The organism is Variovorax paradoxus (assembly GCF_029919115.1).
GTDB classification, from domain to species: Bacteria; Pseudomonadota; Gammaproteobacteria; order Burkholderiales; family Burkholderiaceae_C; genus Variovorax; species Variovorax paradoxus_O.
Genome location: NZ_CP123990.1, coordinates 425,211 through 443,932, shown reverse-complemented (window position 1 = coordinate 443,932; position 18,722 = coordinate 425,211). Strand labels below are relative to the sequence as shown.

21 protein-coding genes are annotated in these 18,722 nt (G+C 66.3%); 17 read left to right on the top strand and 4 right to left on the bottom strand.

From position 1 onward, the window contains the following. The first annotated feature begins 72 nt into the window (after positions 1-72). From hpaR to QHG62_RS01995, 14 genes are all read left to right on the top strand, one after another. Positions 73-507 carry a homoprotocatechuate degradation operon regulator HpaR gene (gene hpaR / locus QHG62_RS02060; RefSeq protein WP_258503442.1) on the top strand — a complete coding sequence of 145 codons (435 nt, stop codon included), beginning with the start codon at positions 73-75 and terminating at the stop codon, positions 505-507. Beyond that, positions 504-1,139, top strand: coding sequence for a fumarylacetoacetate hydrolase family protein (locus QHG62_RS02055; RefSeq protein WP_281149174.1), 636 nt, complete (start codon positions 504-506; stop codon positions 1,137-1,139). Before hpaR ends, QHG62_RS02055 begins: the two co-directional genes overlap by 4 nt. Then, entirely contained in the window at positions 1,136-1,909 is a 774-nt protein-coding gene (locus QHG62_RS02050) for a fumarylacetoacetate hydrolase family protein (protein ID WP_281149173.1), read from the top strand. The genes QHG62_RS02055 and QHG62_RS02050 overlap by 4 nt, the downstream gene beginning before the upstream one ends. 61 nt (positions 1,910-1,970) lie before the next feature. Beyond that, positions 1,971-2,954, top strand: a complete 984-nt coding sequence (locus QHG62_RS02045) for a Bug family tripartite tricarboxylate transporter substrate binding protein (RefSeq protein WP_281149172.1) — start codon at positions 1,971-1,973, stop codon at positions 2,952-2,954. Positions 2,955-2,974: 20 nt separating this feature from the next. Further along, positions 2,975-4,438, top strand: a complete 1,464-nt coding sequence (hpaE, locus tag QHG62_RS02040) for a 5-carboxymethyl-2-hydroxymuconate semialdehyde dehydrogenase (protein WP_281149171.1) — start codon at positions 2,975-2,977, stop codon at positions 4,436-4,438. A 244-nt stretch (positions 4,439-4,682) separates the two neighbouring features. After that, the gene (locus tag QHG62_RS02035; RefSeq protein ID WP_281149170.1) at positions 4,683-5,018 is read left to right on the top strand and encodes an aromatic ring-opening dioxygenase subunit LigA; all 336 of its coding nucleotides are present in this window, start codon (positions 4,683-4,685) and stop codon (positions 5,016-5,018) included. Beyond that, positions 5,015-5,842, top strand: a complete 828-nt coding sequence (locus QHG62_RS02030) for an extradiol ring-cleavage dioxygenase (RefSeq protein WP_281149169.1) — start codon at positions 5,015-5,017, stop codon at positions 5,840-5,842. Before QHG62_RS02035 ends, QHG62_RS02030 begins: the two co-directional genes overlap by 4 nt. A 17-nt stretch (positions 5,843-5,859) precedes the next feature. Continuing rightward, positions 5,860-6,264: a 5-carboxymethyl-2-hydroxymuconate Delta-isomerase gene (locus QHG62_RS02025; protein WP_281149168.1), complete on the top strand. Its 405-nt coding sequence runs from the start codon at positions 5,860-5,862 to the stop codon at positions 6,262-6,264. 4 nt (positions 6,265-6,268) lie between these two features. Continuing rightward, positions 6,269-7,072 carry a 2-oxo-hept-4-ene-1,7-dioate hydratase gene (gene hpaH, locus QHG62_RS02020; protein WP_281149167.1) on the top strand — a complete coding sequence of 268 codons (804 nt, stop codon included), beginning with the start codon at positions 6,269-6,271 and terminating at the stop codon, positions 7,070-7,072. 9 nt (positions 7,073-7,081) lie between these two features. Beyond that, complete coding sequence (gene hpaI / locus QHG62_RS02015; protein ID WP_281149166.1) at positions 7,082-7,921, top strand: 4-hydroxy-2-oxoheptanedioate aldolase; 840 nt, start codon at positions 7,082-7,084, stop codon at positions 7,919-7,921. A gap of 21 nt (positions 7,922-7,942) precedes the next feature. Further along, a complete protein-coding gene (ilvD, locus tag QHG62_RS02010) occupies positions 7,943-9,679 on the top strand; it encodes a dihydroxy-acid dehydratase (RefSeq protein WP_281149165.1) in 1,737 nt (578 codons plus the stop codon). Positions 9,680-9,714: 35 nt separating this feature from the next. Next, positions 9,715-10,704 (top strand): Bug family tripartite tricarboxylate transporter substrate binding protein, encoded by a 990-nt coding sequence (locus tag QHG62_RS02005; RefSeq protein WP_281149164.1) that lies wholly within the window; start codon positions 9,715-9,717, stop codon positions 10,702-10,704. 18 nt (positions 10,705-10,722) lie between these two features. Then, a complete protein-coding gene (locus QHG62_RS02000; RefSeq protein ID WP_281149163.1) occupies positions 10,723-11,517 on the top strand; it encodes a class II aldolase/adducin family protein in 795 nt (264 codons plus the stop codon). Positions 11,518-11,530: 13 nt separating this feature from the next. Beyond that, the gene (locus tag QHG62_RS01995) at positions 11,531-12,508 is read left to right on the top strand and encodes a 2-dehydropantoate 2-reductase (RefSeq protein ID WP_281149162.1); all 978 of its coding nucleotides are present in this window, start codon (positions 11,531-11,533) and stop codon (positions 12,506-12,508) included. Positions 12,509-12,523: 15 nt separating this feature from the next. On the opposite strand, the gene QHG62_RS01990 is transcribed toward QHG62_RS01995, so the two are convergent. The 3 genes from QHG62_RS01990 to alr form a co-directional block, all read right to left on the bottom strand. Next, positions 12,524-13,348, bottom strand: a complete 825-nt coding sequence (locus QHG62_RS01990) for a hypothetical protein (protein ID WP_281149161.1) — start codon at positions 13,346-13,348, stop codon at positions 12,524-12,526. 121 nt (positions 13,349-13,469) lie between these two features. Further along, a complete protein-coding gene (locus QHG62_RS01985) occupies positions 13,470-14,204 on the bottom strand; it encodes a hypothetical protein (protein WP_281149160.1) in 735 nt (244 codons plus the stop codon). Continuing rightward, on the bottom strand, positions 14,201-15,298 hold the full coding sequence (gene alr, locus QHG62_RS01980) for an alanine racemase (RefSeq protein WP_281149158.1): 1,098 nt from the start codon (positions 15,296-15,298) through the stop codon (positions 14,201-14,203). Before alr ends, QHG62_RS01985 begins: the two co-directional genes overlap by 4 nt. Positions 15,299-15,468: 170 nt before the next feature. Here alr and lplT point away from each other — a divergent pair, with 170 nt between their 5' ends. The 3 genes from lplT to QHG62_RS01965 all read left to right on the top strand — a co-directional run bounded on the left by lplT (position 15,469) and on the right by QHG62_RS01965 (position 18,276). Continuing rightward, the gene (lplT, locus tag QHG62_RS01975) at positions 15,469-16,773 is read left to right on the top strand and encodes a lysophospholipid transporter LplT (protein ID WP_281149157.1); all 1,305 of its coding nucleotides are present in this window, start codon (positions 15,469-15,471) and stop codon (positions 16,771-16,773) included. A gap of 111 nt (positions 16,774-16,884) precedes the next feature. After that, the gene (locus tag QHG62_RS01970; RefSeq protein ID WP_281149156.1) at positions 16,885-17,778 is read left to right on the top strand and encodes a DMT family transporter; all 894 of its coding nucleotides are present in this window, start codon (positions 16,885-16,887) and stop codon (positions 17,776-17,778) included. Between the two features lie 9 nt (positions 17,779-17,787). Continuing rightward, a complete protein-coding gene (locus QHG62_RS01965; protein WP_281149154.1) occupies positions 17,788-18,276 on the top strand; it encodes a glutathione peroxidase in 489 nt (162 codons plus the stop codon). 7 nt (positions 18,277-18,283) lie between these two features. Here QHG62_RS01965 and QHG62_RS01960 read toward each other — a convergent pair whose 3' ends face one another. Continuing rightward, positions 18,284-18,715, bottom strand: coding sequence for a carboxypeptidase regulatory-like domain-containing protein (locus QHG62_RS01960; protein ID WP_281149153.1), 432 nt, complete (start codon positions 18,713-18,715; stop codon positions 18,284-18,286). Between the last annotated feature and the right edge of the window lie 7 nt (positions 18,716-18,722).

Here is an 18,722-nt window from a genome sequence, read left to right as displayed (position 1 = left end):
CCTGATGGAAAACGGCTTGGAAAGAAATTCCCAATCATTTAACATGTTAACTAATTCATCGAAACCAGAAACGTGGCCAGCACCTTTACCCACCGCAACCTCCCGCGCCTGCTGCTGCAGGCCCGTGAAGCCGTCATGGCCCACACGCGGCCCAGCCTGCGCGAGCATGCGCTGTCCGACCAGCAGTGGCGCGTGCTGCGCGTGTTGGGCGAGCACGGCGCGGTGGAAACCGGCCGCGTGGCGCGCGAAGCGTTCATCCTCGGTCCCAGCCTCACCGGTGTGCTCGCGCGCATGGAACGCGACAACCTGATCGCCCGAAGCCGCGATCCCGAAGACCAGCGCCGTACCGTCGTCGAAGCCACTGCGCACGGAATGAAGCTGGTGAAAAAGCTGTCCTCGAGCATCGAGGCGCACTACCAGTGGCTGGAGCAGTCGCTGGGCAAGACCAAGCTGACGCAGCTGTATGGGCTGCTGGACGAACTGATCGCGCTGGAGCAGCCCGAATGACCCCCTCCCCTTTTCTGCCCACCGGCACGGTGTACGGCACGCTGCTGAACTTTCGCGCGGAGGTGGAAGCGCTTGCGCCGCAGATGACGCAGCCGCCATACAAGGCGCCGCCGAAAGCGCCGGTGCTCTATGTGAAGACGGCCAACACCTGGAGCCCGCATGGCAGCGCGATCACCGTGCCTGCGTCAGTGCCCGAAGTGGAGATCGGCGCGAGCATCGGCATGGTGATCGGCGCCGAGGGCGACATCGAAGGCTTCGTGCTGATGAACGATTTGTCGATCCCGCATGGGAGCTTCTTTCGCCCACCGGTGAAGTTCAAGTGCGTCGACGGCTTCCTTGGCATCGGCCCGGCGCTGCGCGATGCGCAGGAAGTGGCCGACCCGGCAAACTTTCGCGTCGAGGTGTGCATCAACGGCGCGCTGAAACAGTCGGTCGACTTTTCGCAGCTTGTGCGGCCGGCGCAGCAACTGCTTGCCGACGTGGGCGAATTCATGACGCTCGCGCATGGCGACGTTCTGCTGCTGGGCTGCGACGCCGGCCGGCCACTGGCGCGCGCGGGAGACCGCATCGAGATTTCTTCGCCCGGCTTCGAGACGTTGACCAACACGCTGGTGCAGGAGACCGCCGCATGAAGCACGCACGCGTCATCCACGAAGGCCGCGAACACACCGGCGTTTCGCATGAACTCGGCGGCCAAGCCGATGCGGCGGTGCGCCTGGACGACGGCCGCATCGTGCCGCAAGAGCAGCTCACCTGGCTACCTCCGCTCGCGCCCACGGCGCGGCCCCGCACCATCCTCGCGCTCGGGCTCAACTATGCAGACCACGCCAAGGAGCTCGAGTTCAAGGCACCCGAGGAACCACTGGTGTTCGTCAAGGGCCAGAGCACGCTCATCGGCCACCGGCAGCACACGCACCGCCCGAGCGGCGTGCAGTTCATGCACTACGAATGCGAGCTGGCCATCGTGGTCGGCAAGACCGCAAGGAACGTGAAGCGTGACGACGCCTACGACTTCATCGGCGGCTACACGGTGGCCAACGACTACGCGATTCGCGACTACCTCGAGAACTGGTACCGCCCCAACCTGCGCGTGAAGAACCGCGACACCTGCACGCCGCTCGGTCCTTGGTTCGTCGATGCGGCCGATGTGCCCGACCCGATGGCACTGGCGCTCAAAACCACGGTGAACGGGACCGTCACGCAGCAGGGCAGCACGCGCGACATGATCTTCGACGCGCCGTTTCTCATCGAGTATTTCAGCCGCTTCATGACGCTCTCGCCAGGCGACCTGATCCTCACCGGCACGCCCGACGGGGTGGTCGACTGCAAGCCGGGCGACGTGGTGGTGACCGAAATCGAGCACATCGGCGCGCTGGTCAACACCATTTCCGGCAACACCTAGCGCCGCACCGCACGCGCCGCCTGCTTCGCCTCAAATACCAACTACAGAAGAGACAAACCACATGACGATCAGGAACAAACTCGGGCTCGCAGCAGCCCTGGTGGCTTTCGCCGCTGCCACCATCGCACCTCATGCGCAGGCGCAGGCCTTTCCCGCCAAGCCCGTGCGCTGGGTGGTGGGCTACCCCGCGGGCGGCGGCACCGACTTTCTCGCGCGCACCGCGGGCGCGCAGCTCTCGCAGCAGCTGGGCCAGCCGGTGCTCGTAGACAACCGCCCCGGCGCAGGCGCCATCATCGCGTCGGAGAACGTGGCGCGCTCGCCTGCCGACGGCTACACCGTGTTCTCGGCCGACAACGGCGTGCTGGTGTACAACCCGGCGCTCTACAAGAAGCTGCCTTACGACGCCGAAAAAGACTTTGCCATGATCGGCATGATGGGCCGCTCGACGCTGGTCATCACGGCCGCGCCCAATGCCGGCCTGGCCGATGCCAAGGCGCTGATCGCCGCGCTGAAGGCATCGCCGGGCAAATACAGCATTGCCACGCCCGGCACCGGCAGCCCGCATCACCTGGCGCTGGAGCTCTTCCAGCGTGAAGCCGGCGTTTCGATGCTGCACGTGCCCTACAAGGGCGGCGCACCCGCCCTGCAAGACCTGATGGGCGGTCAGGTGCCGCTGATGATGCTCGACCTGCCCAGCGGCGTCAGCGCGGTCAAGGCCGGCAAGGTGGTGCCGCTCGTCACCATGGGCGCCGAGCGCATTCCCCAACTGCCCAATGTGCCGACCGCGAAGGAGCTGGGCTACGCGGGCGTCGAGGCCTACACCTGGCAGGGCCTCGTGGTGCCCGCCGCCACCCCAAAGGACGCGCAAGCCCGCCTCGGCGCCGACCTGCAAAAGACCATGGCCGACGCCGGCGTGCGCCAGAAGCTCTTCGATGCCGGCTGGGAACCACGCCCTGTCGACGGCGCCGAGATGGCGCGCTTCGTCGACACCGAGCGCAAGAAATGGCATGCCTTGATCAAGGCGCGCGACATCAAACTCGACTGACCGACCCTCGCAGGGAACCCATGCAACAGATTCATCACCTCATCGGCGGCAAGAGCGTTGCCGGCACCGACTACTTCGAAACCGTCAACCCCGCCACGCAGGAGGTGCTGGCCGAGGTTGCCTCGGGCGGCGAAGCCGAAGTGAATGCGGCCGTGGCCGCCGCCAAGGAAGCGTTCCCCAAGTGGGCCGGGCTGCCTGCCGCCGAGCGCGCGAAACTGGTGCGCAAGCTGGGCGACCTGATCGCGAAACACGTGCCCGAGATCGCCCAGACCGAGACCAACGACTGCGGCCAAGTCATCTCGCAAACCGGCAAGCAGCTGATTCCGCGCGCGGCCGACAACTTCCACTACTTTGCCGAGATGTGTACGCGCGTCGACGGCCACACCTACCCCACGCCCACGCACCTGAACTACACGCTGTTCCATCCGGTGGGCGTGTGCGCGCTCATCAGCCCGTGGAACGTGCCGTTCATGACGGCCACCTGGAAAGTCGCGCCCTGCCTGGCCTTCGGCAACACCGCGGTGCTGAAGATGAGCGAGCTCTCGCCGCTGACGGCCGCACGGTTGGGCGAGCTCGCGCTCGAAGCAGGCATTCCGTCCGGCGTGCTGAACCTGGTGCACGGCTACGGCAAGGAAGCGGGCGAACCGCTGGTGGCGCACCCCGATGTGCGCGCGATTTCGTTCACCGGCTCCACCGCTACGGGCAACCGCATCGTGAAGAGCGCGGGCCTGAAGAAGTTCAGCATGGAACTGGGCGGCAAGAGCCCGTTCGTGATCTTCGACGACGCCGACCTGGACCGCGCGCTCGACGCGGCGGTGTTCATGATCTTCAGCAACAACGGCGAGCGCTGCACGGCCGGCTCGCGCATCCTGGTGCAGCAGTCGATCTACGCGGACTTTGCCGCTAAGTTCGCCGAGCGTGCCAAGCGCATCGTCGTGGGCGACCCGCTCGACGAGAAGACGATCGTCGGCCCGATGATTTCGCAGGGGCACCTGGCAAAGGTGCGCAGCTACATCGAGCTCGGCCCGAAGGAAGGCGCGACGCTCTTGTGCGGCGGGCTCGAGGTTCCAAGCAACCTGCCCGACCGCGTGAAGAAGGGCAACTATGTGATGCCCACGGTCTTCGCCGATGTCGACAACCGCATGCGGATTGCGCAAGAAGAAATCTTCGGCCCGGTCGCCTGCCTGATCCCGTTCAAGGACGAGGCCGACGCGATCCGCCTGGCCAACGACATCGAATACGGCCTCTCGAGCTACGTTTGGACCGAGAACATCGGCCGTGCGCACCGCGTGGCGGCTGCAGTTGAGGCGGGCATGTGCTTCGTCAACAGCCAGAACGTACGAGACCTTCGACAACCCTTTGGCGGCACCAAGGCCTCTGGGACGGGGCGCGAAGGCGGTACGTGGAGCTATGAAGTGTTTTGCGAGCCGAAGAATGTTGCGGTGTCTATGGGGTCGCACCATATCCCGCATTGGGGGGTGTGAGATGCAATCGGAATACCGTCCTGGGTGCGCACCCGCCGACGGGGTACCTTTCTCCGCGAATGTCCCCCGGCCTGCGGCCTCCTCCTTTGTTTCGCTGCGGGGAGCACCCGATGCCCTGTGCACCCGGGCACGCTCTGGGTGTACCGCTGATCAACGGGAGGGGCGCAGCCCCGGGGGACATTCGCGGAGGGGAGTACCCGGTGGCCTTTGCACGCGCCCTGAAAGAACACGCAAGGCAAACACCATGAGCCTCTACGCCATGCAGAAATTCCTGTTCGCCCTGAACCGCGACACAGAGGTCCAGCGCCGCTACGCAGAAGCCGGCGACACGCGCAAAGCCTTGCTCGCAGCCTATGATTTCAACGAAGAAGAACGCGAAGCCATAGACAAAGGCGACATCGGAAAGCTCTACGTGCTCGGCTGCAACGGACAACTGCTCATGCACTTCGCGCCGCTGCTTGGCATTGCATGGGCAGACTATCTGGAAGCCATGCGCGAAGGCGTACGCAAATACGGACCCGTGCGCGCAGGCATCTACGCAATGACGACGGGCACAGACGAAAAGGTGGCAGGCGTATGAGTCTTGTATTTGCAGGCGTTTGCAGCCACGCCCCCGGCATTACCGGACGCGCCCACCTGGCCGATCCGGCGGTGAAGGACGAGTTTCACGTGCAGTTCAACCGCTTCGGCGAAGCAATGCGCGCAACCAAACCCGACGCCGTGATCGTCGTGGCGGCCGAGCATTTCGCGAACTTCTTCATGAACAACATGCCGGCCTATGCCATCGGCATGGCCGACAGCTACGAAGGGCCGATCGAAGACCCGAAGTGGCTCGGCATCGAAAAAACGAAAGTGCCGGGCGATGCCGCACTTTCGCAGCGCCTGATCCGCGAGGTGATGCAGACGGTGGACGTGGCCTACGCGGAGGAATGGAAATTCGACCACGGCATCATGGTGCCGCTGCACTTTCTCACGCCCAACTTCGACACCAAGGTCATCCCCGTGAACATCAATTGCCAGGGCCCGCCGCTCACGCCGCTGCACCGCGCCTGGGCTTTTGGAGAAGCCTTGCGCCGCGCCTGCGACAAGGCGCCCGAACGCATTGCGCTGGTGGGCACCGGCGGCATTTCGCACTGGCCCGCCACGCCCGATTCGGGCAAGGTCAATGCCGAGTGGGACGCCGAGTTCATGCGCCGGTGGTGCGCCAACGACCGCGAAGCATTGCTCTCGCAGACCGACTACAACGACGAAGCCACTTACCGTGAAGCGGGCCAGGGCGGCTTCGAGATCCGTACCTTCCTGAGCGTGGCGGCCGCAGCGCGCGGCAAGGGCCACATCCTGCACATGAAGGCCATACCCATCTTCGCGGTGACGTGCACCGCCGCGACGATGTCCATTGAATAACTGAACGGAACACTGGCATGCCGCACCTCGTAATCCTGTACACGCCCAACATCGAAGCCGAAACCGACATGTCGGCGCTTTGCCGCACGCTGGCCGACACCATGCTGGAACAGCGCGACGAGGCCGGCAAGCCGGTGTTTCCCATTGGCGGAACGCGCGTGCTGGCGTACCCGGCGGCGCACTATGCAGTGGCCGACGGCAAGGCCGACTACGCCTTCGTGTACCTCAACATCCGCATGGCAGGCGGGCGCTCCGAAGCCGTGAAGAAAAAAGCCGGCGACGAGCTGTTGGCCGACGTTCGCGCGCATTTCGAGCCCATCTTCGACAAGCGCCACATCGGCATCACGCTGCAGATAGACGAAAGCCCCGGCCAGGTGTATGACGGCAAGCACAGCAACCTGCATCCCCTTTTCAACAAATAAGCTCATGCTCACTTCCGACACCATCGCCAGGCTGGCGGCCGAGCTGCACGAGAGCGAGAAGTCGCGCGTGCAGGTCGAGCACTTCTCCAAGCGCTTTCCCCAAATGATGGTGGAAGACGGCTATGCCATCTCGCGCGAATGGGTCAAGGCCAAGATTGCCGAAGGCCGCACCGTGAAGGGCCACAAGATCGGCCTTACCTCGCGCGCCATGCAGCTGTCCAGCCAGATCGACGAGCCCGACTACGGCACGCTGCTGGACGACATGTTCTTCGAGCAGGGCAGCGACATTCCCTTCAAGCGTTTCATCGCACCGCGCATCGAAGTCGAGCTGGCCTTCATCCTCGGCAAGAAACTGCAGGGGCCGAACGTGAGCATCTTCGACGTGCTTGCCGCCACCGATTACGTGGTGCCCGCCATCGAGATCATCGACGCGCGCATCGAGCAGTTCGACCGCCACACCAAGGCGCCGCGCAAGGTGTTCGACACCATTGCCGACAACGCGGCCAATGCGGGCATCGTGCTCGGCGGGCGGCCAGTCAAGCCCGACGCGGTCGACCTGCGCTGGGTGAGCGCGCTGCTCTACAAGAACGGCGTGATCGAGGAATCGGGCGTGGCCGCGGCCGTGCTCAACCACCCGGCCACGGGCGTGGCCTGGCTGGCCAACAAGCTCGCGCCGTGGGACGAATACCTCGAAGCCGGCGAAGTGGTGCTCGGCGGCTCGTTCACCCGGCCGACCACCGCCCTGCCGGGTGACACCTTCCACGCCGACTACGGCCCGCTCGGCAGCATCGCCTTTCGTTTCGCTTGAAAGACTTCCATGCAAACACCGCTCAACACCTTCAAGCAGGCCATGCAGGCCGGCGAACAGAAAATCGGCCTCTGGGTCGGCCTGGCCGATGGCTACGTGGCCGAGATCCTGGCCGGCACCGGCTTCGACTGGCTGCTGGTCGACGGCGAGCATGCGCCCAACGACGTGCGTTCGGTGCTCGCGCAATTGCAGGGCATTTCCAGTGCATGGTCGGCACAGCCGGAGTCGGAGCGCTCCCACCCCGTGGTGCGCGTGCCGGTGGGCGACACCACGCTGCTCAAGCAGTACCTGGACATCGGCGCGCAGACCATCCTGGTGCCCATGGTCGATACGGCCGAGCAGGCCGCACGCATGGTGCAGGGCATGCGCTACCCGCCGGACGGCATTCGCGGCATGGGCAGCGCCCTGGCGCGCGCCTCGCGCTGGCAGGCCTACCCCGGGTACCTGCACGAAGCCAATGCGCAAACCTGCCTGCTGGTGCAGGCCGAGACGGTCGAGGCCATGAAAAATCTCGACGCCATTGCGGCCACGCCGGGCGTGGACGGCGTGTTCATCGGGCCGGCCGATCTGTCGGCATCGATGGGCTTCGTGGGCCAGCCGAACCACCCCGAGGTGCAGGCCGTGATTGCCGACGCCATTGCGCGCATCCGCAAGGCAGGCAAGGCGCCGGGCATTCTCTCGACCACCGAGGAGCAGGCGCGCAAGTGGCTGGCTGCCGGAGCGCAGTTCGTGGCCGTGGGGGTGGACACCATCTTGCTTACGGCGGCGGCGAAGCAGCTGGCGGCCAAATACAAGAACGACAGAACCGACAAGACCGCTGCGGGCACCGCAACGCCCAACGGCTACTGAAACCCTCCGCCTTCCTGCGCCATGACTTCCCCGACCGACCCCAAGCCCAAGCGCTTCCGCTCCGCCACCATCCGCGAAGGCACGATCCGCGCCACCACGCGCAGCTTCTTGCATGCGCTGGGCCAGGACGACGAGGACATCGAGCGCCCGCACATCGGCGTGTTCCACACCGGCGGCGAAATGAGCCCGTGCAATCTCAACCTGCGCGAGCAGGCGCAGCACGCGAAGACGGGCATCTACGCCGGCGGCGGCACGCCGCACGAATGCCCGGTGGTGTCGGTGAGCGACGGGCTCACCATGGCGCATTCGGGCATGCGCTTCTCGCTGATCTCGCGCGAGCTGATTGCCGACAGCGTCGAGGCCTCCACGCGCGGCCACCAGTGGGACGGCATCTTTGCCATCGGTGCCTGCGACAAGAACCTGCCGGGACTGATGATGGGCATGGTGCGCTGCAACGTGCCGAGCGTGTTCGTGCATGGCGGCTCGGCGCTGCCGGGGCAGATGCCGGGACCGGACGGCCGCGACCTCAACGTGGTCGATACGTACGAAACCATCGGCAAGGTGCTGGCTGGCACCGCCACCCACGGCGAACTCGACGCCATGAGCCGCGCCTGCCTGCCCACGGCGGGCGCCTGTGCCGGGCAGTTCACGGCCAACACCATGGGCATGGTGTCCGAGGCGCTGGGGCTTGCGCCCATCGGCTCGAGCATGGTGCCCGCGGTGTTCAGCGAACGGGCGCCGCTGATGCGCCGCGCCGCGAAGAACCTCATGAAGGCGGTGATGGGCGACAGCCCGCTGCCGCGCGACATCGTCACGCGCAAGGCGCTCGAAAACGCCTGCGCCGTGGTGTCGGCCACGGGCGGCTCGACCAACGCCGCGCTGCACCTTCCGGCCATCGCGCACGAAGCGGGCATCAGGTTCCACCTGGACGACGTGGCCGAGATCTTCGCGCGCACGCCGCTCATTGCCGACCTGCGCCCGGGCGGCCAATACCTGGCGCGCGACGTGTTCTACATCGGCGGCGCGGGCGTCATCTTGCGCACGCTGATGGAGCAGGGCTTTCTGCACGGCGATGCGCTCACCTTCACCGGCCGCACCATGGCCGAAGAGCTGGCCGATGCCGCCGCGCCCGACGGCCGCGTGGTGCGCGAAGCCGGCAACCCGATCACCCGCGACGGCGGGCTGGCCGTGCTCAAGGGCAATCTCTGCCCTGACGGCGCGCTGCTCAAGACCGCGGGCCTGCAGACGCTGGTGCACCGCGGACCGGCGCGCGTCTTCAACTCCGAGGAAGAAGCCCAGGCGGCGGTGCAAAACCGCCGCTACGAGCCCGGCGATGTGATCGTGATCCGCAACGAAGGCCCCAAGGGCAGCCCCGGCATGCGCGAGATGCTGGGCATTACCGCCCTGCTCTACGGCCAGGGCATGGGCGACAAGGTGGCCCTTTTGACCGACGGCCGCTTTTCGGGCGCCACGCGCGGGCTGTGCATCGGCTATGCGGGCCCGGAAGCCGCCGACGGCGGGCCAATTGCGGTGCTGCGCGACGGCGATGTGGTGGCCATCGATGCGCGCCCGGGCGCACGCAGCATTTCGGTGGAACTCACGGCGGAAGAAATTGCGCTCCGGCTCTCCAAACGTGAGGTAAACGCGGGGGTAGCGCACCGCGGCTTGCTGGAAAAATATGCGCTCACCGTGCGTCCTGCCCATCAGGGCGCAGTGACCCATTCGGGCGCAGTCACCTGGCTGCGCGACGAGTCGTAAACCCGCAACCAACCACCAACACCCGGAGACACGCCATGACATTCACCCGCCGCCACATGCTGCAGACCACCGGCGCCTCGGCGCTGCTTGCCAGCCTGGGCCAGCACGCCTTTGCGCAAGCCTCGCTCGAAACCGCCACCATCGTCACCGGCTTTGCGGCCGGCGGCACCTCGGACACCACCTGCCGGCGCATCGCGCAGAAGCTCAGCCCCGACTACGCGAAGTCGGCCGTGGTCGAAAACCGCACCGGTGCGGGCGGGCAAATTGCCGTGAGCTATGTGAAGGGCCGGCCCGCCGACGGCGCCACCATCCTGCAGACGCCCACCTCGATCCTCACGATCTATCCGCACATCTACAAGAAGCTGCCGTACGACCCGATGGTCGACCTCACGCCGGTCAGCCTTGCCTGCATCTTCGACTTCGGCTTTGCGGTTGGCCCCGCCGTGCCCGCCAGCGTGAAGACGGTGCCCGAGTTCCTGGCCTGGGCCAAGGCCAACCCGACCGGCGCCAATTTCGGCTCGCCCGCCGCGGGCTCCACCCCGCACTTCATCGGCGCGCTCCTGGGCAAGAAGAGCGGCGTCGAGCTGAAGCATGCCGCCTACCGCGGCACGCAGCCGGCCATGCTCGACCTGCTGGGCGGCAACATCTCGGCGGTGTCGGGCCCCATCGGCGACATCACGCAGCACCTGGCCTCGGGCAAGGTTCGCATCCTGGGCGTCTCGGGTTCCAAGCGCAGCCGCTTCGCGCCCGACGTACCCACCTTCGGCGAGCAGGGCATCAAGGACATGGCACACAGCGAATGGTTCGCCTTCTTCCTGCCCGCCAAGGCCTCGCCCGACGTGGTGGCACGGCTGAACGCATCGATGAAGACCGCACTCGCACACAAGGATGTGATCGAAGGTCTCGGCAACTTCGGGCTGGAAGCCATGTCTTCCACCCCCGGCGAGCTGACCGACCTGCTCAAGAAAGACACCGCGAAGTGGGCGCCGATCGTCAAGGAAGTCGGCTTCACCGCGGAGGGTTAACCGTATGAAGGAACTGCAATGAACACACTCTCCACTCCCGCGGCGCCATCGGCGCTGGTCCATCCGTCGATCCATCCGGACGAGCGCGCCGCGCGCGAACAGCTTGCGGCCTGCTATCGCGTGTTTGCGATGCTGGGCTGGACCGAGATGATCTACAACCACATCACGCTGCGGCTGCCCGACAGCGTGACGGGTGGAGAGAAGCAGTTCCTCATCAACCCCTTCGGCCTGCACTACAGCGAGGTCACGGCCAGCAACCTGGTGAAGATCGACCTGCAGGGCAAGGTGCTCGACGGCTCGACCTGGCCGGTCAACCCGGCCGGCTTCACGGTGCATGCCGCGATTCACGACGGCCTGCCCGGCGCGCACTGCGTGATGCACACGCACACCACCGCCGGCGTGGCCGTGGCCTGCCTGCAGGGCGGCCTGCAGCAGACCAATTTCTATACCGCCCAGCTGCACGGCATGGTGGCGTACCACGACTTCGAGGGCATCACCATCCATGCCGACGAAGGTCCGCGCCTCCTCAAGAGCATCGGCAACCGCAATGCGGTGATCCTGCGCAACCATGGGCTGCTGGCCTGGGGCCAGACCCTGCCGCAGACCTTCGCCATTCTGTGGACCTTGCAGCGCGCCTGCGAAGTGCAGATGGCCACCTTTTCGATGGGCGCCGCCATTCCGGTGAGCGAGGAAATCGCCGAGCGCTGCACGCGCGATGCTTTGCAGTTCAGTCCCGAGCATGGCGCCGGGCAAGACGTGTTCGATGCGCTGGTACGCCAGGTCGACCGCATCGATCCCAGCTACAAGAACTGAGGCGGCCTTTTTCATGAAGATTTGCATCTACGGTGCCGGCGCAATCGGCGGATGGATCGGCGCCGGCCTGGCGCAGGCCGGCGAGCGGCTCAATGTGGTGGCACGCGGTGCCACGCTCGAGGCGCTGCAGCAAGACGGCCTCTCCGTGATGCGCGGCGACCTGCGCACGCGCGTGCCGGTCAACGCGGTGGCCGACCCCGAATCGCTCGGCACGCAAGACCTGGTGGTCATTGCCGTCAAGGCGCCCGCGCTGGCCGGGGTGGCCGAGCGCATCGGCCCGCTGATCGGGCCCGACACCATCGTGCTGGTCGCGATGAACGGCGTGCCCTGGTGGTTTCTCGAAGGCGGCTTCGGCGGCGCCATCACCGGCCACCGCCTGGCGGCGGTCGATCCGGACGGAGCGATTGCCAAGGCCATTCCGGCGCGCAACGTGATCGGCTGCGTGGTGCACGCGAGCTGCTCGCTGGACGGGCCAGGCGTGGTGCGGCATCACTTCGGCAATGGGCTGATCGTGGGCGAGCCCTCGGGCGAGGCCACGCCGCGTGTGAAGAAGCTGGTAGAGCTGCTCAAGAACGGCGGCTTCGACACCACGCTCTCGCCGCAGATTCAGAGAGACGTGTGGTTCAAGCTCTGGGGCAACATGACCGTGAACCCCATCAGCGCGCTCACGGGCACCACCACCGACCTCATCATGGGCGACGACTATGTGCGCGGCTTCATCTCGGCCGTGATGCTCGAGGCCAAGGAAATCGGCCGCCGCATCGGCATCGAGATCACGCAGAGCCCCGAAGACCGGCACGCGGTGACGATGAAGCTCGGCGCGTTCAAGACCTCGATGCTGCAGGACGTGGAGGCCGGGCGATCGGTGGAACTCGATGCGCTGGTGACCGTGGTGCGAGAACTGGGCGAGCTGACTGCGGTGGCCACGCCGTTCACCGATGCGCTGCTGGGATTGGCGCGGCTGCGGATGCGGCAGCTCGGGCTGTACTGAGCCCGACTGCCCGGCTCACCACCGCTTCTCGGGCGCGGCTGCCAGCGTCTCGGTGCAGGTGGCCACCGCCTTCGCGCGCTCCTCGCGCAGCCGCTGCCAGTTGTCGGCCTTCCACTGCGTCCACGCCACGGGCTCCGACTGATAGAAGCACTCGAGCGGCGGGCGCATGAAGCCCGGGCGGCCCAGCTCGGCGCCGAACTTCAGGCGGAACAGTTCGTCCGAGCCGGTCAGGTTTTCGTAGACAAGGTGCCACGGCCCCGAGTTCAGCGGCGTGTCGGCTTCTTTCTGGACCTTTCGCGCCTCTTCGATTTCCTCGGGCGTCGAGCCATCCGTCAGGGCCGTTGCATACGCCGCTTCAGCGCGCTTGCGATAGATGCCGGTGGCGACCTTGCTCAAGGCATCGTTCAGCTCGGTCATGGCCGGGTTGACGGCCAAGGGATCGTCCTTCAGTTCTTCCAAAGTCACGCCGCCCAGGTCGTCCTTCGAAAAACTCTGTGCGCCGATGGCGAGCCTGCCCGCGATCAAGGTCGTTGCCACGTTCAGCGCGACCTGTGTCGCGACGTGATTGCCCGTGTCTTCGCGCCGAACCACGCGCAGCCGCTCGATGCCGGGCTTGTAGACGCCGCGAGTGAAGCGCAGCCGGGTTTGCGGGGCCGCAGCCTCCTGTGCAGCCGGAGCGGCCGGTGGCAGCGGTGGGGTGGCTGGGGCGTCAGCGGCAGCCGTCGCGGACGGGGTTGCCGATACCGATGCTTCGGGCTCGGCGGCATGCGCCGGAAACCCGCCGGTGGCCAGCACCATGCCGCAGGTGAAAGCGGCGTGCAGTTGTTTTTTCAAAGTCATGTGAACAGCTTTTCCTCCGGCCGGAATTGTCCTTGGCCGGAAGTGCGCCCGACAGGTCCACGCCCTGAAAAATTCAGGCGTGTGTGCGCGGCGCGACAGGCGGCGGCAACCGGAAGCGCACTCAGTGCTTCTTCAGCAGGGTCCGCACGGCCTCGGGCAAGGAGTTGACCTGGGGCATGAAGTGGTCGAGCACGGCGCCGAGGGCGACGGCGCAGACCACCGCACCGAGCAGCGGCTTCCAGGTCAGCCGCACGGCAGCCATCAGCCAGCCTTCGCGCACCACGCGCACCGCGGCGCGGGCCGACACGTACGAGAACGCAACTTCGATGGCCACGGCCAGCAGCGCGTCCCAGCTGAAGTAGAGCAGCACCAGCGAACCGGCGCCGAGCACGACGGCCACGCAGATCAGGAAAATGGCAACCACGGGCACCACGATGATGGCGCCTTCGTCCGCACTGCCCGCGACCTCGAGCGCGCCGCTGGCCGCATCGGAAAGCACGCCGCCCTCGTCAGCGGTGCCGGTGGTGGATGGGTGTTGCTGCGATCCGCCGCCCAGGTCGACGTCGGGCACATCGACGTCCAGGTCGGCACTGCGGCGCTCGACCAGCCGCCTGGCCCACCAGCGCAGCACCAGCAGGTAGCCGAGATATCCCACGCCCAGCGTGAGGAAATAGCGCACGGCCAGCGACTGCACGTCGAACACGTGCATCTGCAACGCCGACACCCCCCACATCAGCAGCAGCGTGAAGGTGCCGATCAGGATGCCGTGCGTGCGCAGGCTGTAGTTGCGGTGAAGGTCGCGCTCGAGCTGCGTTTCCCAAAGGCGCACCGATCGCCAGTTGGAGAGAACCTTCATTCGTCGGCGGGAGCGAACGGCACGCGCGGCGCCACCGCGCACATGAGTTCGTAGCCGACGGTGCCGGCCGCCTGCGCGACCTCGTCGATGGGCAGCACCGCGCCGGTCACGGCCGAGCGGCCCCACAGCGTGACCTCGGTGCCGAACTTCGCATCGGGCACCGGCGTGAGGTCGACGGTGATCATGTCCATGCTCACGCGGCCCACCATGCGGGTGCGCACGCCGTTCACCAGCACCGGCGTGCCGGTGTTGCAGTGGCGCGGATAGCCGTCGGCGTAACCAACCGCCGCCACGCCAATGGTGAGCGGCCCGTCGGCCGTGAAGTTGGAGCCGTAGCCGATGGTGTCGCCCGCCTTCAGCTGCTGAACCCCGATCAGTTTTGTCGACAGCGTCATGGTGGGCTGCAGTTGCCAATGCGCGGTGTCGTGCTGCGGAAAGTCCGGCGCGCTGCCATACAGCACGATGCCCGGGCGCACCCAGTCGCCGCGGGTCTGCGAGGCATGGCGCAGGGTGGCGGCGCTGTTCGCAATGGAGCGCTCGCCCGGCAGGTCGCGCGTGACGCGCTCGAACACCTCGAGCTGGTGCGCAATGCCGCGCGGGCCGTCGGCGTCGCTGAAATGCGTCATCAGCGAGATCTCGTCGACCTGCGGCAGGGCGTTGAGGCGCGTCCAGGCCGAGCCGAAACGCTCGGGCGCGAAGCCCAGGCGGTTCATGCCGGAATTCATCTTGAGGAACACGCGTTGCGGCTTGAGCGTCTTGTGGGCCGCGAGCATGTCGATCTGCTCGTCGCAGTGCACCGTGTGCCACAGGTCGAGCCGCGAGCACAGCTCCAGGTCGCGTACGTCGAACACGCCTTCGAGCAGCAGCACGGGGCCGCGCCAGCCCAGTGCGCGCACGCGCTCTGCCTCGGCCAGGTCGAGCAGCGCGAAGCCGTCGGCGCCGCGAAGGCCCTCATACACCCGTTCGATGCCATGGCCATAGGCATTGGCCTTGACCACAGCCCAGACGCGGGCATCGACCGCGGCGCGGCGCACCCGGTCGAGGTTGTGGCGAAGTGAGGCGGTATGGACGGTGGCGAGGATGGGACGCGGCATGGGAGACGTCGATTGGTGAATAGATGGGTTTTAGCATCTTCCCGCGTCGGGCCGTCCAGGGTGGGAACGCTGATTTCGCGGTCGTACCCCCATGCTATAACCGCCCATTCGCCAAAAAGACGCGACACTTTCTCACTACTGCCAGCACCTACTGGCCAGCCAGCCCATCGATGAAGCGCGGTTTCTACACGATCATGTCGGCCCAGTTCTTTTCGTCGCTGGCCGACAACGCGATCTTTGTCGTGGCGGTCGAGCTCATGCGCAGCTCGGGAGCGGCCGAATGGCAACGCGCGGCCCTGGTGCCGATCTTCGCCGTCTTCTATGTGGTGCTGGCACCGCTGGTGGGCGCCTTCGCCGATGCCTTGCCCAAGGGGCGGGTCATGTTCATCAGCAACGCGATCAAGGTGATCGGCTGCCTGATGATGCTGTTCGGCTCGCACCCGCTGCTCTCCTATTCGATCGTCGGGCTTGGCGCTGCGGCCTATTCGCCGGCCAAGTACGGCATATTGACCGAGCTGCTGCCGGCTTCGCAGTTGGTAAAAGCCAACGGCTGGATCGAAGGCCTCACCATCGCCTCGATCCTTCTGGGCATCGTGCTTGGCGGCTCGCTGGTGGGGCACGCGGTGTCGACCCAGCTGCTGTCGTTCGACATCCCGCTCATCGACACCGGCATCGATTCGCCGGCTGAAGCGGCCATTGCAGTGCTGATTTTTGTCTACGCACTGGCAGCCTGGTTCAACACGCGCATTCCGCACACCGGCGTGGAGATGCGGCCGCTGCGCGCCAACCCGGAGCATGGGCTGGTTCGCAACATGTTCTCGCTGCTGCCAGACTTCTGGCACTGCAATGCACGCCTGTGGCGCGACAAGCTGGGACAGATCTCGCTGGCCACCACCACGCTCTTCTGGGGCGCCGGCGCAAACCTCAAGTACATCGTGCTGGCCTGGGCCTCGCTTGCGCTCAACTACAACACCACGCAGGCCACGGCGCTCACCGGCGTGGTGACCATCGGCATGGCGGTGGGCGCCATCGTCGCTTCGATGCGCATGCGCCTGGACATGGCCACGCGCGTGATTCCGATGGGCATTGCCATGGGCCTGCTGGTGATCAGCATGAACCTGATCGGCAACGTGTGGATCGCCGTGCCGTTCCTCATTCTGCTGGGCGGGCTGGGCGGCTTCCTGGTGGTGCCGATGAACGCGCTGCTGCAGCACCGTGGCCACAACCTCATGGGCGCCGGCCGTTCCATTGCCGTGCAGAATTTCAACGAACAGGCCTGCATCCTGCTGCTTGGCGGCTTCTACAGCGCCTGCACCGGGCTGGGCCTGTCGGCCTATGCGGCCATCGGCGCCTTCGGCGGGGTGGTGGCGGGCTGCATGTGGATCATCCAGCGCTGGCATCATCACAACCTGCGCAAATACCCAGAAGAAGTCGAGCACCTGCTCGCCATCGCCCGCAGCGACAAGCATCATTGATCTCCCCCAGGCTGCGCGCACTTCGTGTCGCTTCGCCCACCCCCTCACCGGGGGCAACACCGGTGGCCCGGCGAAGCCGGTTCCACGGTGTTCCACGAATAACTCCGCCCTATGCCAGCGCTTGCACTCATCTTCAACGCCTTTGTGTGGGGCGTTTCTTGGTTTCCGTTCCGTCACATCGAAGGCCATGGGCTGCACCCGGTGTGGACCACCTGCCTCATCTACGTGGCAATTTCGCTCGCGATGGGCTTTTTCAGGCGCCATGCCTGGCGCGGCTTTGCGGCGTTTCCGATGCTGGCGGCGCTGGGCCTTGCGGCCGGCTTTACCAACCTGGGGTTCAACTGGGCCGTGACCCAGGGCGACGTGGTGCGTGTGGTGCTGCTTTTCTACCTGATGCCGCTGTGGAGCGTGCTGCTGGGCTGGGCGATATTGGGCGAGCGGCCCACGGCCGGCGCGCTTGCGCGCGTGGCGCTGGCGCTCACCGGCGTGGTGGTGGTGCTCAAGGCGCCGGGCGTCGACTGGCCTGTGCCTTCCAGCCTGCCGGATTGGCTGGGCGTGGCGGCCGGCTTCAGCTTTGCCGTGACCAACATCTTGCTGCGCCATCTGCACGGCGCTCCCGGTGAATCGCGCGCGCTGGCCATGTTCTGCGGCTGCGCGCTGGTGTCCGGCATCGCGGCGGCCACGGGCACCCTGCTCGGTGCGTTTGTTTCCCCCCTGTCGGCCGATCCCGGCTGGATCGGATGGGCCGCCTTGCTGGGCGTCGGCTTCGTGGCGGCCAACTTCTGCCTGCAATACGGCGCGGCGCGGATGGCGGCCAGCGCCACCGCGGTGATCATGCTGTCGGAGGTGCTGTTCGCCAGCGTTTCGTCGGTGGCGCTGGGCGCGGCCGACATGAGCCCGCGCATCCTCGCCGGCGGCGCGCTGATCGTGCTGGCGGCCGTGTGGTCGGCGTTTGCACGAACGCCCGCGCAGGGCGATGATCGCCTTTCGTCTTCCACCACCTGAGGTACGCGCATGACCGGCATCTACGACTTCGAAGCCAGGCAGATCGACGGCAAGAGCGTGAAGCTCTCGGACTTCCGGGGCAAGGTGCTGCTGATCGTCAACACGGCCAGCAAGTGCGGCTTTACGCCGCAGTTCGCGGGCCTGGAGGCGCTGCATGAAAAGTATGCGAACCAGGGCTTGGTGGTGCTGGGTTTTCCATCCAACCAGTTCGGCTCGCAAGACCCGGGCACCAACGAGGAAATCGGCGCCTTCTGCACCACCAACTACGGCGTGAGTTTTCCGATGATGGAAAAGATCGACGTCAACGGCAGCGGCGCCGCACCGCTCTACCGGTGGCTCACCAAGGAGAAGCCGGGCCTCCTGGGCAGCACCGCCATCAAGTGGAACTTCACCAAGTTTCTGGTGAGGCGCGACGGCAAGGTGCAAAAGCGCTATGCGCCGCTCGACACGCCCGCTTCGCTCGCGACGGACATCGAAGCGGCGCTGGCGGCGGGCTGAGGCCGGGTCAGAAGCGGAAGCTGGCGGTCTTGGGGCTGCCACCCACTGTTACCGACTGGCTCTGGGCACTGCCGCCTGCCGTGGCTACGTCGACCGTGTAGCGGCCCGCGGGCAAATCGACCAGGCAGACCGGCCCGCTGGCGCGCAACGCCAGCGAAGGCGCGCCACCGGCGCCCTTGATGTCGACTTGCACATCCGCCAGGTAGGCCCCGTCGGAGCGCGCAAAAAGCAGGGCCAGCGGATGCTCCTTCATGGCCGCGCGCATGGCGTTCGACTCGTCCGAGCCGATGCCGCCGCACACATAGCGCACCGCGCCCTCTCCCTTCCACTGCGGCATGGCCGACTGGGCCTGTGCGCCGACGGCGCCCAATGCGCAGGCAAGGGCCAGCAAGGCGCGCCGCAAGTTCGCCTGGACGATGAAAGCTTGAACGGAAGACATGAGGCTT

Excerpts from the sequence above, each read along its gene's own strand:
- lplT (WP_281149157.1), top strand. The coding sequence starts at position 15,469 with ATGAAGCGCGGTTTCTACACGATCATGTCGGCCCAGTTCTTTTCGTCG.
- QHG62_RS01995 (WP_281149162.1), top strand. The coding sequence starts at position 11,531 with ATGAAGATTTGCATCTACGGTGCCGGCGCAATCGGCGGATGGATCGGC.
- QHG62_RS01985 (WP_281149160.1), bottom strand. The coding sequence starts at position 14,204 with ATGAAGGTTCTCTCCAACTGGCGATCGGTGCGCCTTTGGGAAACGCAG.
- QHG62_RS02055 (WP_281149174.1), top strand. The coding sequence starts at position 504 with ATGACCCCCTCCCCTTTTCTGCCCACCGGCACGGTGTACGGCACGCTG.
- QHG62_RS01970 (WP_281149156.1), top strand. The coding sequence starts at position 16,885 with ATGCCAGCGCTTGCACTCATCTTCAACGCCTTTGTGTGGGGCGTTTCT.
- QHG62_RS02035 (WP_281149170.1), top strand. The coding sequence starts at position 4,683 with ATGAGCCTCTACGCCATGCAGAAATTCCTGTTCGCCCTGAACCGCGAC.
- QHG62_RS02000 (WP_281149163.1), top strand. The coding sequence starts at position 10,723 with ATGAACACACTCTCCACTCCCGCGGCGCCATCGGCGCTGGTCCATCCG.
- QHG62_RS02025 (WP_281149168.1), top strand. The coding sequence starts at position 5,860 with ATGCCGCACCTCGTAATCCTGTACACGCCCAACATCGAAGCCGAAACC.
- ilvD (WP_281149165.1), top strand. The coding sequence starts at position 7,943 with ATGACTTCCCCGACCGACCCCAAGCCCAAGCGCTTCCGCTCCGCCACC.
- hpaI (WP_281149166.1), top strand. The coding sequence starts at position 7,082 with ATGCAAACACCGCTCAACACCTTCAAGCAGGCCATGCAGGCCGGCGAA.
- QHG62_RS01960 (WP_281149153.1), bottom strand. The coding sequence starts at position 18,715 with ATGTCTTCCGTTCAAGCTTTCATCGTCCAGGCGAACTTGCGGCGCGCC.
- hpaE (WP_281149171.1), top strand. The coding sequence starts at position 2,975 with ATGCAACAGATTCATCACCTCATCGGCGGCAAGAGCGTTGCCGGCACC.
- QHG62_RS01965 (WP_281149154.1), top strand. The coding sequence starts at position 17,788 with ATGACCGGCATCTACGACTTCGAAGCCAGGCAGATCGACGGCAAGAGC.
- QHG62_RS02050 (WP_281149173.1), top strand. The coding sequence starts at position 1,136 with ATGAAGCACGCACGCGTCATCCACGAAGGCCGCGAACACACCGGCGTT.
- QHG62_RS02005 (WP_281149164.1), top strand. The coding sequence starts at position 9,715 with ATGACATTCACCCGCCGCCACATGCTGCAGACCACCGGCGCCTCGGCG.
- hpaH (WP_281149167.1), top strand. The coding sequence starts at position 6,269 with ATGCTCACTTCCGACACCATCGCCAGGCTGGCGGCCGAGCTGCACGAG.
- QHG62_RS02030 (WP_281149169.1), top strand. The coding sequence starts at position 5,015 with ATGAGTCTTGTATTTGCAGGCGTTTGCAGCCACGCCCCCGGCATTACC.
- QHG62_RS02045 (WP_281149172.1), top strand. The coding sequence starts at position 1,971 with ATGACGATCAGGAACAAACTCGGGCTCGCAGCAGCCCTGGTGGCTTTC.
- QHG62_RS01990 (WP_281149161.1), bottom strand. The coding sequence starts at position 13,348 with ATGACTTTGAAAAAACAACTGCACGCCGCTTTCACCTGCGGCATGGTG.
- alr (WP_281149158.1), bottom strand. The coding sequence starts at position 15,298 with ATGCCGCGTCCCATCCTCGCCACCGTCCATACCGCCTCACTTCGCCAC.